This is a genomic window from Chryseobacterium sp. TB1-D10 (genome assembly GCF_059803555.1).
The window spans coordinates 166,986-183,848 of the sequence record NZ_JAPFHB010000007.1; the positions used below are offsets into that span (position 1 = coordinate 166,986).

Genomic DNA, 16,863 nt, shown 5'->3' on the forward strand with positions numbered 1-16,863 from the left:
AAGTGCTTGTTTGTATTTATGTTCGGCATAAGTACAGCACAACAGATTACATTGGATACTTCTTTGGTTTCTGATGACGCGAATACAATTGAAGAATTCTGGTATTGGTCCGGAGGATTTCCTGTATTGGGAAGCGGATTTACACCCAATTCAACAGTTACGGTTTACGATACCGATGCAAATGGAAAAAGATGGAGAGATTTTATAGGAACTGTAGATTCTCAGGGTAAATTTTCTGTTCAGATAAGCGCTAAAATGATTCATTCTCTGAAAGGTGCCCACACAGTGAAGGCAACAGACGGACAAGGAAAAACTGCAAATGCCACGTTAAATGTTGTCGCAAATGAAAATGAAGTAATAGAAGCTACACTTTCAAATAAGATATTGACAATGGCGCAGTTCTTTGATTTTGGAATAAAACTGCACGCCACCAATATTGAACCAAATGCACAAGTTGTGGTTCATATTTTCTCTCCCAATGAATCTGGCTCCGGAATTACCGGACAATACTATGCAGATGCAAACGGAAATTTTGATATTGATTTCAATGGAAATACACCAACTTATCCTTGGGGCGATACAATGCCTGATATTGCTGGAACCTGGAGAATCAATGTAGAGCAATATGGTACAAATTACTATGGTACTACAGAATTCAGAATCTTACCAAACAATCCGAATCCACAGGCGTATGACCCAATTTCTAATGTTGACAATGGTATCCCGGCAACACCTATAACGCGTTTTGAGGTGAATGGCATAGGATACAATTCAGACCCAAACAGTTCTGCTTTCTATGAAGATATGACAGACAAAGTGTTCAGTCTACAGGCGGGTCAAACTTACAATGTAAAAATAAAAGGTAAAAATCGTTTAGATTTTGCACCGGATACTTATACTCTTTTTGTTGACTGGAATCAAAATGGTGTTCTGGATGATAGCAATGAAATCATCAGTGAAGGTTATATTTTCGCATCTTCCGGTGTAGATGATAAATTCACAGAATTCCCAATTACAGTTCCACAAAATGCAATCAACGGAAATACAAGGATAAGGGTTCTGAAAATGCAATCGGCTACGGAATATTCTCTGTTCTGGCCAACTGGTGCCTCAGGATATTATTACAATTCCGGACAGGCAGAAGATTACACGTTGAATATTTCTGGTGGTATTGCAGATCCCGGATGTAGTTTCACCTGTCCTGCAGACATCTATACAAATACACTTCCAGGTGCTGCAACTGCAATTGTAAATTATAATCTGTCTTTTAATTGTACGCCGACAAGCAATACAAGCTGTGGTATAGATTATCCCGGAAATAATTATGAGAACTGGATGCCAGCTTCCAACTTTAATACGGTTGCCAATGATTTTGTGATACCTGAAGGTAAAACATTAAAGATTGACAAAGTCATTCCACATCTTATCAGATTCTCTTACGGAGCAACTGTTGCGTTCTATAAGGATAATAATGGCAAGCCTGGAGAATTGATTATGAATTATGCCACTCCAACGATAGAATCACAAAACGTTATAGGAAATACAACTGGTGGTTCAGCGTATGAAACTGTTATAAAACTTCCTCAAACATTAGAATTGACTTCAGGAAAATATTGGGTTGCTATTAATATGCAGGGACCGCTGATTTCTTGGGAAACTAAATCTGCTTTATCAAACGGAACCACAGCGTTTACAACAGGAGATGGACAAAACTGGACGGCTAAAGAAGGTTTTGATGGTGTTTTCAAAGTAAGTTATGTTTGTGAATCACCAGAACCGCAAGTTGTTTTGGTTCAGGGATTAGAATCGGGAGCTGCGTTCCCGGAAGGCAATACTGTAGTTGTTCATAATTTGGTATATGAAGGTAGTGTAATAGATACTTGTGTATTTAATGTTAATGTGAACAAAGTGCTAAATACTGCAGAAGTTTCTAAAAGTCAAATCTCATTCTATCCTAATCCGGTAAAAGATATTTTGAAAATTTCTAACATCAAGGATATTAACACTATTAATGTTTACGATATGTCGGGTAAACAGGTTTTTGCAAAAGAGTTAAATCAAAAAAATGCAGAAATAAACCTTTCCAAACTGGCTTCCGGAATTTATATAATGAAAGTAAGCAGTGGAAATGAAGTGAAGGATTTCAAGCTTATCAAAAAATAAAAAATTAATTCATAATTGTGTTTTTGGGTCGTTCCTTTTGGGAGCGGCCTTTTTTTTGCAAGTAGAATAGCCATCACATCAAACCATTTTTGATAATTATCAGTTCTCATCTTTGGTTTTTTTGTCGAAAAATAGTATCTTGTCAGAATCAGAAATTTAATTTTATAAATGATAGAAAATAAAGAACATCAGTATGAAAAAGCGGTTTTGGTTGGTTTAATTACCCAAAACCAAAGCGAAGATAAACTGATAGAATATATGGACGAACTGGAGTTTCTGGCTTTTACAGCCGGCGCTTCTGTTGATAAACGTTTTACCCAAAGATTGACCCAGCCTGATTCCAAAACCTTTGTTGGTAAAGGAAAAATGGAGGAAATTCGTGATTATGTAAAAGAGCAAAAAATAGGAACGGTCATTTTTGATGATGAATTATCGCCTTCTCAACTTAAAAATCTGGAGCGTGAGATGGAAGTCAAAGTTCTCGATAGAACCAATTTGATTCTCGACATTTTTGCCCAAAGAGCTCAGACTTCTTACGCAAGAACGCAGGTAGAATTGGCTCAATACCAATATCTTTTGCCGCGATTGACCAGGATGTGGACCCACCTCGAAAGACAAAAAGGGGGAATCGGGATGCGTGGACCTGGGGAAACAGAAATCGAAACCGATAGAAGGATTATCCGTGACCGAATCACCTTGTTGAAAGACAAACTGAAGGTCATCGACAAACAAATGGGAACGCAGCGGAACAACCGTGGAAAAATGGTGCGTACAGCACTCGTTGGTTACACGAACGTTGGAAAATCTACCTTGATGAACGCTTTGTCGAAATCCGATGTTTTCGCTGAAAACAAATTGTTTGCAACGCTGGATACAACAGTTCGCAAGGTCGTGATTGGTAATTTACCTTTCCTTTTGACGGACACGGTTGGATTCATCAGAAAGTTGCCGACTCAGTTGGTAGAAAGTTTCAAATCGACTCTGGATGAGGTTCGTGAAGCGGATTTGCTGATTCATGTCGTGGATATTTCCCACGAAAGTTTCGAAGACCATATTAATTCGGTTAACGAAATTCTTCAGGAAATCGATGCGCATCAGAAACCGATAATTATGGTTTTCAACAAAATCGATGATTTCACTTATGAGAAAAAGGATGAGGACGATTTGACGCCTGGTTCCAACAAGAATATCTCTTTAGAAGAATGGCAAAAAACCTGGATGGCGAATTCAAAATTCCCAACCGTTTTCATCTCCGCTTTGACGAAAGAGAATTTCCCGGAAATGAAGAAAATGATTTATGATGAGGTTCACAGGATTCATATTTCCCGTTTTCCTTACAACGATTTGCTGTTCGAATATTTTGAAGACGAAGAAGAAAATTAATGAATAGAGTCTTTTTATTTTTCTTTTTATTGATTTCGGCTTTTGGGTTTTCTCAGAAGTCAAAGATTGATTTGGATAAAATCAAGAAAGAGGTCAACGATAAGGAATCGATTTATTTCTATGAAAAAATGGTCTATAAATTCCAAGGTCTTCCAAAATCGATTGACAGTCTGGAGGCAATTCATCTCTATTATGGCAGAAATTACATTCCCAAGACGATCTCGACCAGTGATGAAGCATTCAAAAATCTGTTAGAGAATTTCAAACTGGAAAAATATGATGAAGCTATCGTCAAAGGCAAGAATTTGCTTTCCACAGATCCAACCAATCTGGATTTGCTGATGATTATGTTGCAATGCTACGACAGGCAAAAAGATATCAAGAATTTTTCTCATTATTTAAGTCAATTTCAGATTCTTACACGAGCAATTATAGGCTCGGGCGATGGAAAAAGTGAGAAAACGGCTTATCTCGTCAATTCCGTGGGTGACGAATATATTTTAATCAATGCAATCCAAATTCCCAGAGAAGCTACGAGATCTTCAAAATCTGCAAAAGGCGGAATGTTTGACATTTGGGAAAGCAACAACAAAAAAACCTATATCAAGGTTATTTACAATGGCTTTTAAATTAAGTCAAAAACTATTATAAAAATAATTAATGGAGTTATATTACTCATTTTCAGTACTTATTGTTTTAGCTTCAGTATTTGCGTACATCAATCACCGCATTCTGAAGCTGCCCAGCGCAATTGGTATTATGGTGATTGCGATTGTCGTTTCTGTGACTTTGGTAGCATCTGGTGATAATTTTTTACCTAAAACAACAACGCACCTTACAGATCTCATCAACAACTTCGATTTTACTGAAGTTCTGATGGGCGCAATGCTTAACTTCCTTCTATTTGCGGGCGGAATTCATATTAATATCAAAGATCTCCGGGAACAGTTTGGTCCTGTTTTAATCTTTTCAACCGTCGGTGTCGTTATTTCAACGATTGCCGTTGGATTTGGAACCTATTATTTGCTGCCGTATGTCGGGATTACAATGCCTTTTATTTACTGCCTTGTTTTTGGAGCTTTGATTTCGCCGACTGATCCTGTTGCTGTTCTAAGTATTTTAAAACAGGCGAATGTTTCGAAAAGTCTGGAGACGAAAGTTGCCGGAGAATCATTGTTTAATGATGGTATGGCTGTCGTGGTTTTCACGGTGGTTTTACAATTGGCAATTGGGAAAGAAGTCGCTTTGAACGTAGAAAGTATAGGACTTTTGTTATTAAAAGAAGCTGGCGGCGGATTGGTTCTCGGTGTACTTTTAGGATATTCTGCGTCCCGCGCAATGCGTGTTGTGGATGATTATATTATCTCGGTTTTGATAACATTATCCGTCGTGATGGGTGGTTACTTGATTGCCCATGAGCTTCATATTTCCGCACCTTTGGCAATGGTTGCAGCCGGATTGTTTATGGGGAATTTCAGTGAGAGTTTCAAAATGAAATCCGAGACACAGGATTATCTGATTAAATTCTGGGAATTGATTGATGAAATTATGAATGCTGTTCTGTTCCTGTTTATCGGTTTTGAATTGCTTTTAATCAAAGACTTAAATGAATATTTGGTCGCTGGCGGAATTTGTATTTTAATCGTTTTACTAGCACGTTGGATTGCGATTTTTGTTCCGACTAAGTTTATGGCTTTTAAATACAGATTCAGTCCGCAAACTGTGAAAGTTCTGGTTTGGGGCGGAATCCGTGGCGGCGTTTCCATTGCCTTGGCATTATCGATTCCTCAGAATGAGTATAATAAAATCATTATCAGTATCACTTATTGTGTTGTGGTGTTTTCTATTGTAGTCCAAGGTCTTACAATTGGAAAAGTAGCAAATCCAAATAAGATTGCAGTAGAGGAAAAAATTTTAGAAGACGTCAAGTAATTATTTAAAAATGAAAGTCATAGACATCGAAAACTGGAAGAGAAAAGAACATTTCGAATTCTTTTCCAGAATGAAAAGTCCTTATTTTGGAATCGTAACCGAAGTTGATTGTACTAATACTTTTCTGTTGGCAAAAGATAAAAAAGAATCCTTTTTCGCTCATTACCTTCACAAATCAATGAAGGCAGTAAATTTGGTTGAAGAATTTGGTTATAGAATTGTAAATGATGAAGTTATAGCGTTCGATGTTGTACATGTAGGTTCTACGATTGGACGAAATGATGGAACGTTTGGCTTTTCTTATTTCGAATATTCTAATGATTTTCAAATCTTTAATGAGAATTTACAAAAAGAAATTGATGAGGTCCAAAATTCGACAAGTTTGAGAATCAAAAACGAATCACTTCCACCGAATCACATCCGACATTCCACAATGCCTTGGACGAATTTCACAGGTTTGCTTCATCCAACAGATTTTGACCCAAAAGAATCGATTCCTAAAATTGTTTTCGGAAAATTCTCTGAGAAAAACGGCCGAAAAATGTTACCAATTTCCGTAGAAGCACATCACGGTTTGATGGATGGTTTTCATCTGGCGAAATATTTGGAGGCGTTTCAGAGGGAATTAAATTTGGAATAGTCTTATTTATTTATGTTTTCAATCAAGACCTGCTCCAGCGGAGCAATCTGTTTGTAGAAAATAATTCAACCAACACAATCGAGCTCCGTAGGAGTTCAATTTTTTACAGTAAAATTGAAACAAAATGTCAATTTCAACAGAAATAAATCATGCTCTCGAAATCCTCGCCATCCCTGAAAAAGCTGAATTTCTCCCAAAGTTTTTCAAAACCGGAAAAGGCGAATACGGTGAAGGTGACCTTTTTCTAGGCGTCATTGTTCCAGACCAAAGAAAAGTCGCAAAGGAATTTTATAATAAAGTTTCTCCTAAAGAACTCAGCGAATTGCTGTCTTCAGAAATCCACGAACATCGTTTGACGGCTTTGCTGATGTTGATTCTGAAATTTGAAAAGTCAAAAGAAAAATCCCAGCAAAAAGAAATCATCAATTTTTATTTGAGCCATCTCGATCATATTAATAATTGGGATTTGGTGGATACATCGTGTTACAAGATTTTGGGTCGATATTGTTTTGAAAATCAAGAAGAAAAGCTATTAGTTGATTTATCGAATTCTGATAAAATGTGGGAAAAACGCATTGCGATTGTCGGAACGATGTATTACATCAAGAAAGAAAGTTTTGAACTCACTAAAGAATTTGCAGAGAGAAATCTCCATCATCCACACGATTTGATGCATAAGGCCAACGGCTGGCTTCTTCGCGAAATGGGAAACAAAAATGAACAAGAATTGCTGGATTTCCTCGATCAGCATTACAAAGAAATGCCACGAACTTGCCTGCGATATGCGATTGAAAAATTGGATGAAAGTTTGCGTCAGGATTATTTGAAAGGAAGGATTTAAATTAAAGTCTTTCTTTCGGCTGAAAACAATCCTTATTTATCGAAAGAAAATTTATCTTTGTTAAAAACCAATTCCTAATTCTGTGAAGATTTTCAAATATCTCTTTCTTTTCTGCATTTTCTTCAGCTTAACAAGTTGCTTTGACATTATTGATAAAATAAGTCTGAAAGCCGATGGAAGCGGAGAATATGCTGTGATCCTGAATGCCAGTAAAAGCAAAACAAGATTGCAGTCCATTTCAAAAATGGAAACCATCAACGGCAAAAAAGTTCCTAAAAAATCTGAAATTGAAAGTAAAGTAAATCAGGCTTCCAATATTTTCAAAAGTGTTTCGGGAATCAGCAATGTGAAAACCAGTCTGGACTTCGATAATTTCATTATAAAACTGAGCTGTAATTTCAAAAAGATAGAAAATATCAATACAGGTTTGGAACAGCTGAAAGCAAAGAACATCATCGGGAAAACAATTCCAACGCAATTGTACAAACAAAATGTCGCCGAAAAGACGTTCATCAGAAACAAAATTGGAAGTTACAAAAACGATTACGACAAGCTGAGCAAAGCGGACAAAGAGGTTTTCAGCGATGCGACTTACACTTCAATCTTACAATTCGAAAACGTCATAAAATCCCAAACCAACAATTCTTACACAGTTTCGCCCAACAAAAAAGCAATAAAACTGAGTGGAAATATTTTGGATTTTATTCTTCAGAAAAAACAAATTCAGAACAACATTTCATTACAGTAAAAACAGGAAAAATATCAAACTATGAAATCAATTTTATTCAAAAAACAACTTATATTTTTCTTGATATTCTGTTGCGGTTTTGCTTTTTCTCAAACCAAAATCCAGGTTCCGGCCAATGCCGTTTTTTATATGGAAGTGAATGGAAAACTGCTGAATAGCAAAACAAACTGGCAAAAGCTGAATCCAATTTTACAAAATCTAAATAAAAACGATCAGGAAAAACCAACCTGGAAAGATTTCTCGGACACGGGAATTCAGAAAGATGCGAGACAATATCACTATGTCAGTTTCAACGATTCTGTGAAAACTTATACAGCACATTTGGTTTTGGAAGATGCTGTGAAATTTCTGGATTTTATTAAAGTTTCAGCAAAGAAAGAACTTGAAATTACGAAGAAAAACAAATATTCTTTTGTCAATTTGAATGACGATACTTTTGTGGCTTGGGATGGGAAACGAGCAGTTGTGACCGGAATCAGCTACACGAAAAAGTTGCCAAAATTTGATTACGATCATCCTATTGACAGTGTGGCAGCAGTGGCTGATTCTGCGGTAGCAATGATAGACAGCGTTGCAGCTGCGACAGATTCTACTTATTACGAACCTGAAAAACCCTTCAATTACAAAGATGAAATCAAGTATCTGAAGGACGAAATCAAATACCAGAAAGAAGATATCAAGGAACATCAGGAGGAAATCGTTCGCCTGCAAAAAGATATTAAATATCTGGAAAAGCATCACAAATATCCTGAGGAAAAAAAGTCTGCGGAAGTTGCTGATGTTGACGAAGTTGCCTCTGCAAAACCAACGGAAGAATATGATGAGGAAGCGCAAGATTTGAAATATCAGAAGGAAATGGATTCTATCAAAATGGTTGATTTCAAAATCGTGAAAGCCTTTGCGGAAAAGGATTTTGATAGATATTTCGATTCCAACCTCGAGATCGAAACGCCAAAGGAAATGGTCAAATTTCAAGATTTAAATTCCGATGTTTTTATTTATTCCAATTATGGTGAGATTTACAGAAATGGCGTTTACAAGGACGTGCTGAAGCTCTACAGTTTTGGTGATCTGATTGATAATCTTTACAATGCGGACTCTTCTTATAATTTATATTTTGATAAAAATAAAGTAAAAGTAATAAGTAATTATCAACACAGAGACCGCGAAATTCAAAAGCGTTTTTCAGCACTTTATAATGGTAAGAAAAATAAAAAACTGATGTCTTTGATTTCTGACAAAAGTGTAGGTTATTATGCAATAAACGTAGATGGCTACAGATATTTTGACCTAATGTACAGCTTATTCGAAAGTAAAAATGAGAATGGCAAATACCAAAAAGAACTGGAACTGATGATGGAAACGGTGAAGATTGTTCTGGATGAAGAAGCGATCTCCAAAATCGCTCCCGGAAACGGTATTTTTGTTCTCAATGATTTGAAAAACAAAAAAATAGATTACACAGATTATGAATACGATGAAAACTATAACAGTAAAGAAATCAAAAAAACGAAAGACGTTGTAGTTCCGGATTTCACGTTTGCATTTGCGACAGAGAACGAAAATTATTGGAAACGTGTTTTTGAAGTTTTGACTTCCAACAAAGAATTATCGGAGAAATTTGCTAAAAATGGTAACATTTATTATCTGAAAAAAGATCCTAAAAACAGCAATTACATCGATCAAATCTATTTCACAGTGAAAGACAATATTGTCTATCTGACTACTTCACTGGAAAACCTTGCTCCTAAAAAGCAATCGTCAGATTCGGAAAAATGGGCGAAAGATGCTGCCAAACATCCGTCCTCCGGAACGATTAATATGCAGAGATTGCTTCAGGGTCTGGAAAAAGAATTCAAAACCATTTCCCAGAAAGAAGGTTTTGATTTGTTCAGGAAAAATATTGGTGATGTTTATTTTAAAAGCGAAGTGAAAAAAGAAAGCATCGAAACCGAATTCAACTACACAACGCCGAATTCCTCCGAAAACAGCCTGATGTATTTCTTTGATTTTTGTAACGATTTGATTAAATTTTCTGAACCGAAAACAGGGAAAGCTTTGTAAATGAAAAGATTATTCATCTTTATCTCATTTGTTTTTGTGCTCGGTGTTATCAGCTATTTTTTGTGGTCTGTCAAGGATAAAGATTTAAAAGCTGTTCCCAAGAATTCGGATGTGGTGGTTTTGGTTGATGCTAAAGAATTGAAAGAGCAATATGTGTTTTCTTTAATAAAGAATCCATCCAAATGGTTTGAAACTTCGAAAAATTCTAGTGAAAATTGTGGAGTAGAAGTTCCGGATTATATTCAGATTTTTCATTTGAAAGACACCAGTTTTTCCTATTGGTACAGTGTTTTTGAGATTTCTCATAAAGATAAATTGCTTTGTTTTCTGAAGAAAAAAGATTTTAAATTAATTAATGGCATCTACACTAGAGATCAATTTTCAGTAAAAATCGAAGCTTCGAAATGTGTTGTCGGATTTTCAAATCCAAGTTTCAGTAAAATATCTTCAGAAATTCTTAATTCTAAAACAAAAAATTTGCACGCTGACCAACTGATCAATAATTCGGTTGCCAGCGTTTCTTATCTTGCAAAATCTAAAATTCAAAATTTTGCAGTTGATATCAATGATCACAATATTGAAATTAAAACTAAAACAACTGACGATATTTTCTCTCAGATGATTTCAGTCTTGCAGAAGAAGACGTCATTTTTGAAACTTAATTTAGATTCTGCAAACGTTAAAATTGCATCAAAATTATTCAATAAAAAACTAACTGATTCCATCAAAATAAAGTCAGTTTCTGCTGTTTCAGAACTGGAATTGGTGAATGATAAAATCATTAGTTATAGATATGATGACAACTTTAATGAAGTGGAAACAATAAGTTATCAGAAGATTCTGCAGCCTCATTATTCTATCAATTTACAAACATGGGAACCGGAGCAAACTTGGTTTTATTTTCAACAGAAAAAATGGATTAATGCCCAAAACCAGTTCACGCCAATTCCCTTTCAGCCTAATCTGATTAAGAAAAATGGGAATGAAATTTCAATTAAATCCGCAAGAAAAGAAATAGATCTCGGAGAACATTTTTCTGGTAATTATATTTTTCTTAAAAATAATCCGTTATTAATTAACTCAGTAAAATCTATTTCACAATCGCAAAAAGAAGTCATTTCGAATATTGAATACTGTTTTTATGGGAACAAAGGCGATTATTATTACCTGAAAATTACTTTTAGAATAGAAAAATTACCACTTATTTTAAGGTGATAAATAGGAAGGAATTGAGATGAATTATTTAGAGTTTTTTCCTTTGCGGATTGCGGTTCATTATTTTTTACACCTGATTTTTCCGGCAGCTATTGCTTATGCTTTTTTCAGAAAAGATTGGCGGAAGGCGTATCTCATCATGCTGGGAACGATGCTTGTAGACACAGATCATTTGCTTAGCACTCCTATTTTTGCGCCAGACCGCTACAGTATCAATTTCCACCTACTGCATACTTACTGGGCAATGGGATTTTATGTTTTGCTCACGTTTTTCAAAGGCGTTCCCAGAATCATTGGCGTCGGATTGTTATTTCACATGCTGACAGATTGGATAGACCATCAGATGCTTCTTTGAAAAATCTTAATTTCTTCTTGCGTTCACCATTTTGTGATGCATAATTCTGGCAATGTTTAAGGCTCTCAAAACGGCTGTTTCTGCATTTTCACCTTCGAAGTTTTCGTGAATGGTTTCTTCCCAAATCTGTAACCAGCGGTTGAAATGTTTCTCTTCCATCGCCATAACTTCATTGATTGGGAAATGTTTCGCCATCGGATGACCATCATAAACAGGATTTCCCAGAAGAATGCTTTCCCAGAAATTATACATTTTCGGAAGATGTTTGCTGAGTTCTATCTTCGCGACATCCGTAAAGAAAAACCCGATGAGATCATCTTTGATCACTTTGTCATAAAATTTATTGATTAAGATTTCTACATCTTCTCGGCTTGTAATGTCTTTCATTTTTCAAAATTAAAACAAATTAAAATGTAATTTTGCAATTATGTCAAAATTCAGTTTTCCCAGATTGAAGTCGATCAATGATACAGGCTTTGGGGATAATTTTTCCGGAAGATTTATCAATAAAGATGGTTATCCGAATATCAAAAAGAAAGGTGTTAACATCCTGAATCGCTACAGCTGGTACCACACGATGCTGAATCTCAAGCGATGGCAATTCATTGGGTTATTGGTTGGTAGCTATATCCTTGTCAATTTCATTTTTGCGCTGATTTATTATTTAATTGGAATAGAACATCTTACCGGAATCGATAAAAGTAATTTCCAGAATGAATTTACAGATGTTTTCTTTTTCAGCTCCCAAACCTTTACCACAGTTGGTTATGGTCGGATTGCACCCGTGGGTTTTCTGGCAAGTCTGGTGGCAACCTTCGAGGCATTCTTAGGATTGTTGGCATTTGCAATCGCAACAGGACTTTTCTATGGAAGATTTTCCCGTCCGAGAGCATTTTTACAATTCAGTGATGTGGCGCTCATCTCGCCTCACAAAGACAAGACAGGATTGATGTTCCGGATGGCGCCGTTCAAGAATACGTCTCTCACAGATGCCAGCATCACGGTTTTGACTTCATTTGAAATTATAGAAAACGGACAGACAAAAAGTTCATTTTACAATCTGAAACTTGAAGTTACAAAAATTACTTCCCTGATTCTTAATTGGACCATTGTACATTATATAGATGAAGAATCTCCTTTTTATGGATTAAATGCTGAAGATCTTAAAAATACGGACATTGAGATCATCGTTCATGTTAAGGCATTTGACAGTATATTTTCCAGTGAGGTAGTGCAGAGAACGAGTTACACATCAGACGAAATTGTTTACGGAGCCAAATTCGAAAAGATGTATGGACCAGATGAAACCAATAAGTTTACAGTTCTGAATCTCGATATGATTAATACACACTTCCCAATTATTTTACCAGAAAATTCTTAATGATGGATCTTGATTTCTATAAAAAACAAGCGCTGCAGAAACAAAAAGATCACAGAAAATTTCTGGATGGACTCAAAAAGAAACCACCGAAAAATCTGGATTATCTGGTGGTGGAAAAACACGAAGAAACTTTTCAGGAAATCGATTGTCTCAATTGTGCTAATTGCTGTAAGACTACAGGTCCGCTATACACAGAAAAAGACATCAAGCGGATTTCCAAACATCTTCGTATGAAACCTTCGGACTTCGAGGCGAAATTTCTCCGGATAGATGAAGATCAGGACAAAGTTTTGCAAAATCTGCCTTGCTTTTTTCTTAATGATGATAATTCCTGCTCGATATATGAAATTCGTCCAAAAGCTTGCCGAGAATATCCGCATACCGATAGAAAGAAATTTTATCAGATTAATAATTTGACCATTCAAAATACCTTGATTTGCCCTGCAACCTATGTTTTTGTGGAGAAACTGATGAAAGTTTTGGACAAAAAATGATTTCCAAATTAAGTTAAAGTTTACTATTTTTTCATAATTCATTAAATTATGGTTTGATGTTTGGACTTGATTGTCAAATCATTAAAAATAAAGTATTATGAAAAAGTTAATTGCAACAACAGTATTTGTAATGTTTGGGACAATGTTTATCACAGCTCAAACGACTCAGAAAAAAGACAACACAACCAAAATGAAAGACAAGCCGGCAAACGGTACAGAAATGAAGCTGCAGACGCCAGTTCAGCCAAACGGAATGAATAGAACAGTTGACACGGCGACGATGAATAACTCGTCAAAAATGCAGAATAATACAAACAGGCTACAGCAAAATCAAACATTACCAAACAACGGAACTTTGCAAAATCCAAGCACAACAATGCCAAACAATGGAACTTTGCAAAATCCAAACACAACAATGCCGAACAATTCTACAGCAACACCACAAGTGCAACCGGTGAGTCCTGTAGATCCTGCAAAAACCAAATAAATATTTAGAAAAACCAGAGCAAACTGTTCTGGTTTTTTTATGTTTTACGTTTAATGTTATTGCTGTTTAAATAGATTTAAGAAAAGTTGGTTTGATTTTTGGCTTGATTATTAAAATCATTAAAATAAATCGTTATGAAAAAGATAATCATCACCACAGCCTTTCTTGTTTTTGGAACGATGCTGACAATGGCGCAAACCACAAAGAAAAAAGAAATGAAATCAGCCACTACAAAAACAGAAATGAAAGTAAAATCTTCTGTAAAGCAAAACAATACGACCAAAATGGTGGATACTGCCAATCTTGAGCAAAGACAAAAAGAAGCAGATGAAAAATTGCAAAGACAGACCATTCCTCAAAAAGACGGATTGAATAATGAGACCGTCAGACCAGCACAACCACAGCCGGTTCCAGGACAATTAGAATAAAAAAAGCCAGAGCAAATCGCTCTGGCTTTTTGTTTTATGCTTTCCAATCTACAACGGCTCGTATAAACGCCTCTGCATTTTCAACCGGAATATTGGGTAAAATCCCGTGTCCGAGATTCACAATATATTTATCTTTTCCAAAACGGTCAATCATCTCGTGAACCATTCTCCGAATTGTCGCCGGCGTAGAATGCAATCTAGAAGGGTCAAAATTCCCCTGAAGCGTCACAGCATTATTCGTGAATTTTCTAGCTAATTCCGGCGTAATCGTCCAGTCAACACCCAAAGCGGACGCTTTAGATTTCGTCATATCTTCCAACGCAAACCAACAGCCTTTCCCGAAAACCACAACGTGCGTCAACGGAGCCAAAGCTTCTACAATCTGATTGATGTACTGCCAGGAAAACTCCTGATAATCCGCTGGCGAAAGCATTCCGCCCCAACTGTCAAAAACCTGAACAGCCGAAACGCCTTTCTCTACTTTTCTTTTCAGATAAGCAATCGTCGTGTCCGTAATTTTTTGCAATAATTTGTGCGCCGCTTCCGTTTGCAAAAAACAAAATGATTTTGCAATATTGAAATCCTTAGAACCTCTTCCCTCTATACAATAGCAGAAAATTGTCCAAGGCGAACCAGCAAATCCAATCAACGGAATCTCATTGTCCAGCTTTTCCAAAGTCATTTCTATGGCGTCGAAAACGTAACCTAACGTTTCATTCACGTCCGGAACTACCACATCACCAACTTGTTGAGCCGTTCTGATAGGTTCTTCCAGCCAAGGCCCAACGGATTCCTTCATTTTGAAATCGATGCCCATCGCTTGCGGAACCACCAAAATATCGGAGAATAAAATCGCTGCGTCCAAAGGAAATCTTCTGATCGGCTGAACCGTAATTTCTGAGGCCAGCTCCGGCGTCTGGCATCTTGTGAAAAAGTCGTATTTGTCACGAAGCGCAATGAATTCCGGTAAATATCTTCCGGCTTGTCTCATCATCCACACGGGCGGTCTTTCCACGGTTTCGCCCCGAAGTGCTTTTAAATATAGATCGTTTTTAATCATAATATAAGTTGAAAGTTGTCGGTGCAGTTGATGGACTATGATCCTTCAAAAGTTTTTTTAATTACTGACAACAGGTTTGATAATGTATTTTCTGTGCTGGTAAAAATCTCAGATTTTGTAAATGTTCTTAATTCCTGCGATGTCGTTTCTCCGATTGAAAAAAGTAATGTATTTTCTAAAGAATTATTTTTCGCAAAACTACGAACTCCACTCGGACTGAAGAAAACAACAGCCTGATATTTCTCATCGATTTTTGGATAAAGCAATTCTGTTCTGTAAACCGGGATTTTTTTGTACGAGATATTCTGCAATGGTAATCTCTCGTCCAAAATATCAAGTGCAAGGTCGCCGCAAAAATGCAAAAATTTTTCGTCGGCAGAGTTTTCTATGATAAAATTTGAAAGTTCAGAAGCATTTTTACAAAGTTTAAAAGTCCAGAAATTTTGTTTCCTGAGTTCCTTTTTTGTCTGCGAGCCAACCGCATAAATCTTGTTGTAATTTTTCTCTGCAAAATTTTCATTCGCTACAAAACCATTTTCGAAGAAAGCTTTCACGCCATTCACGCTCGTGAAAATTACCGAATTGTTTTTTAAACCGAAAGTTTTCGTTTTAATGATTTCAGTTTTGATGACCTCCACAAAATCAACCGCCATTTCAGTTCCTAATTTCTCAGAAACTTCTTCTTTGTCCAGTGATTTTGTAAAAAGGATTTTCATATTTATAAAGTCTTCGGGAGCCTCAGACTGACATTGCTAAAGTATTTATAAACTTTTTCTAATCTCATCCATCAGTTCTTTCCCGCCGTTTTCCAAAACTTTCACAGCTAATTTCGCTCCAAAATTTTCAGATTCGTTCCAGTCTAAGATTTCATCTGTTTCGATACAATCTTTTCCGTCCAGCGAACAAAGTCTTCCAACAAACCGGATCTGATTTCCAGCTAATTCAGCTTTGGCGCCTATCGGCGCAGTACATCCGCCTTCCAAAGTTTTCAGGAATTCTCTTTCTATCGTAATACAAATCTCAGTTTCCTTATGAGAAATTGATTTTAAAATATCGCTAAGTTCTGGGTTGTCAATTTTACTCGCAATTGCGACAACACCCTGAGAAGGCGCCTGCAGCAAAAATGGGATTTGCTCATATTCGACATCCAGATTCATTCTTTTGATTCCTGCTAATGAAAAAATGGTCGCGTCTGCAACGCCGTCATCCAGTTTTTTTAATCGCGTTTGTACATTTCCGCGGATGTCTGTGAATTCAGCTTCCGGAAATTCCTTTAACCAAAAAGCGCGTCTTCTCAAACTGCTGGTTGCGATTTTCAAAACATTCAAATCTAAAGATGCCGCATCTTTATTTCTTACCAAAACATCTTCGGGAAAATCACGTTCCAAAACCGCAGAAATCTGAACGTTTTCAGGCAAAAGTGTCGGAACATCTTTCAAGGAATGTACAGCAATATCAATTTCATCGTTCAATAAAGCAATGTCTAAATCTTTTGTGAAAATTCCGGTAATTCCCAATGCGTAAAGCGGTTGGTTTAGGTTTTTGTCGCCGGAACTGATGATTGGAACGATTTCCGTTTGCAGACCAAGATTTTGAAGTTTTGCTTCAACTTCGTGAGCCTGCCAAAGTGCAAGCGGACTATTTCTTGTTCCTATTCTTATGGTTTTCATTG

At 36.4% G+C, this 16,863-nt stretch carries 18 protein-coding genes; 14 read left to right on the forward strand and 4 right to left on the reverse strand.

Translation table 11 applies throughout. The annotated features are described in order from the left end of the window. The first annotated feature begins 18 nt into the window (after positions 1 to 18). The 10 genes from OPU68_RS11210 to OPU68_RS11255 all read left to right on the forward strand — a co-directional run bounded on the left by OPU68_RS11210 (position 19) and on the right by OPU68_RS11255 (position 11,341). The gene (locus OPU68_RS11210) at positions 19 to 2,163 is read left to right on the forward strand and encodes a T9SS type A sorting domain-containing protein (protein ID WP_498474072.1); all 2,145 of its coding nucleotides are present in this window, start codon (positions 19 to 21) and stop codon (positions 2,161 to 2,163) included. 168 nt (positions 2,164 to 2,331) lie between these two features. Next, positions 2,332 to 3,546 (forward strand): GTPase HflX, encoded by a 1,215-nt coding sequence (hflX, locus tag OPU68_RS11215; RefSeq protein ID WP_498474073.1) that lies wholly within the window; start codon positions 2,332 to 2,334, stop codon positions 3,544 to 3,546. Then, positions 3,546 to 4,175 (forward strand): DUF4919 domain-containing protein, encoded by a 630-nt coding sequence (locus OPU68_RS11220; protein ID WP_498474074.1) that lies wholly within the window; start codon positions 3,546 to 3,548, stop codon positions 4,173 to 4,175. The genes hflX and OPU68_RS11220 overlap by 1 nt, the downstream gene beginning before the upstream one ends. A 31-nt stretch (positions 4,176 to 4,206) precedes the next feature. Next, positions 4,207 to 5,478: a cation:proton antiporter gene (locus OPU68_RS11225; protein ID WP_498474075.1), complete on the forward strand. Its 1,272-nt coding sequence runs from the start codon at positions 4,207 to 4,209 to the stop codon at positions 5,476 to 5,478. Between the two features lie 10 nt (positions 5,479 to 5,488). Continuing rightward, positions 5,489 to 6,118, forward strand: a complete 630-nt coding sequence (locus OPU68_RS11230) for a CatA-like O-acetyltransferase (RefSeq protein ID WP_498474076.1) — start codon at positions 5,489 to 5,491, stop codon at positions 6,116 to 6,118. Positions 6,119 to 6,242: 124 nt separating this feature from the next. Further along, the gene (locus OPU68_RS11235) at positions 6,243 to 6,959 is read left to right on the forward strand and encodes a DNA alkylation repair protein (protein WP_498474077.1); all 717 of its coding nucleotides are present in this window, start codon (positions 6,243 to 6,245) and stop codon (positions 6,957 to 6,959) included. Positions 6,960 to 7,041: 82 nt separating this feature from the next. Further along, positions 7,042 to 7,707 (forward strand): hypothetical protein, encoded by a 666-nt coding sequence (locus OPU68_RS11240; protein ID WP_498474078.1) that lies wholly within the window; start codon positions 7,042 to 7,044, stop codon positions 7,705 to 7,707. 21 nt (positions 7,708 to 7,728) lie between these two features. Then, the gene (locus tag OPU68_RS11245) at positions 7,729 to 9,771 is read left to right on the forward strand and encodes a hypothetical protein (protein ID WP_498474079.1); all 2,043 of its coding nucleotides are present in this window, start codon (positions 7,729 to 7,731) and stop codon (positions 9,769 to 9,771) included. Then, on the forward strand, positions 9,772 to 10,986 hold the full coding sequence (locus tag OPU68_RS11250) for a hypothetical protein (protein WP_498474080.1): 1,215 nt from the start codon (positions 9,772 to 9,774) through the stop codon (positions 10,984 to 10,986). A 19-nt stretch (positions 10,987 to 11,005) separates the two neighbouring features. Then, the gene (locus OPU68_RS11255) at positions 11,006 to 11,341 is read left to right on the forward strand and encodes a DUF6122 family protein (RefSeq protein WP_498474081.1); all 336 of its coding nucleotides are present in this window, start codon (positions 11,006 to 11,008) and stop codon (positions 11,339 to 11,341) included. Between the two features lie 6 nt (positions 11,342 to 11,347). Here OPU68_RS11255 and OPU68_RS11260 read toward each other — a convergent pair whose 3' ends face one another. Further along, the gene (locus tag OPU68_RS11260) at positions 11,348 to 11,728 is read right to left on the reverse strand and encodes a group III truncated hemoglobin (RefSeq protein ID WP_498474082.1); all 381 of its coding nucleotides are present in this window, start codon (positions 11,726 to 11,728) and stop codon (positions 11,348 to 11,350) included. A 40-nt stretch (positions 11,729 to 11,768) separates the two neighbouring features. On the opposite strand from OPU68_RS11260, the gene OPU68_RS11265 reads away from it, so the two are divergent. From OPU68_RS11265 to OPU68_RS11280, 4 genes are all read left to right on the forward strand, one after another. After that, complete coding sequence (locus OPU68_RS11265; RefSeq protein ID WP_498474083.1) at positions 11,769 to 12,722, forward strand: ion channel; 954 nt, start codon at positions 11,769 to 11,771, stop codon at positions 12,720 to 12,722. A gap of 2 nt (positions 12,723 to 12,724) precedes the next feature. Beyond that, entirely contained in the window at positions 12,725 to 13,216 is a 492-nt protein-coding gene (locus OPU68_RS11270) for a YkgJ family cysteine cluster protein (protein ID WP_498474176.1), read from the forward strand. 97 nt (positions 13,217 to 13,313) lie between these two features. Further along, on the forward strand, positions 13,314 to 13,703 hold the full coding sequence (locus tag OPU68_RS11275) for a hypothetical protein (RefSeq protein ID WP_498474084.1): 390 nt from the start codon (positions 13,314 to 13,316) through the stop codon (positions 13,701 to 13,703). A gap of 134 nt (positions 13,704 to 13,837) precedes the next feature. Beyond that, positions 13,838 to 14,131, forward strand: coding sequence for a hypothetical protein (locus OPU68_RS11280; protein ID WP_498474085.1), 294 nt, complete (start codon positions 13,838 to 13,840; stop codon positions 14,129 to 14,131). A gap of 34 nt (positions 14,132 to 14,165) precedes the next feature. Here OPU68_RS11280 and hemE read toward each other — a convergent pair whose 3' ends face one another. The 3 genes from hemE to hemC are packed head-to-tail and all read right to left on the reverse strand — an operon-like array spanning position 14,166 to position 16,861. Beyond that, complete coding sequence (hemE, locus tag OPU68_RS11285; protein ID WP_498474086.1) at positions 14,166 to 15,191, reverse strand: uroporphyrinogen decarboxylase; 1,026 nt, start codon at positions 15,189 to 15,191, stop codon at positions 14,166 to 14,168. Positions 15,192 to 15,226: 35 nt separating this feature from the next. Further along, positions 15,227 to 15,907, reverse strand: coding sequence for a uroporphyrinogen-III synthase (locus OPU68_RS11290; protein ID WP_498474087.1), 681 nt, complete (start codon positions 15,905 to 15,907; stop codon positions 15,227 to 15,229). Positions 15,908 to 15,952: 45 nt separating this feature from the next. Further along, complete coding sequence (gene hemC, locus OPU68_RS11295; protein WP_498474088.1) at positions 15,953 to 16,861, reverse strand: hydroxymethylbilane synthase; 909 nt, start codon at positions 16,859 to 16,861, stop codon at positions 15,953 to 15,955. Positions 16,862 to 16,863 lie beyond the last annotated feature (2 nt).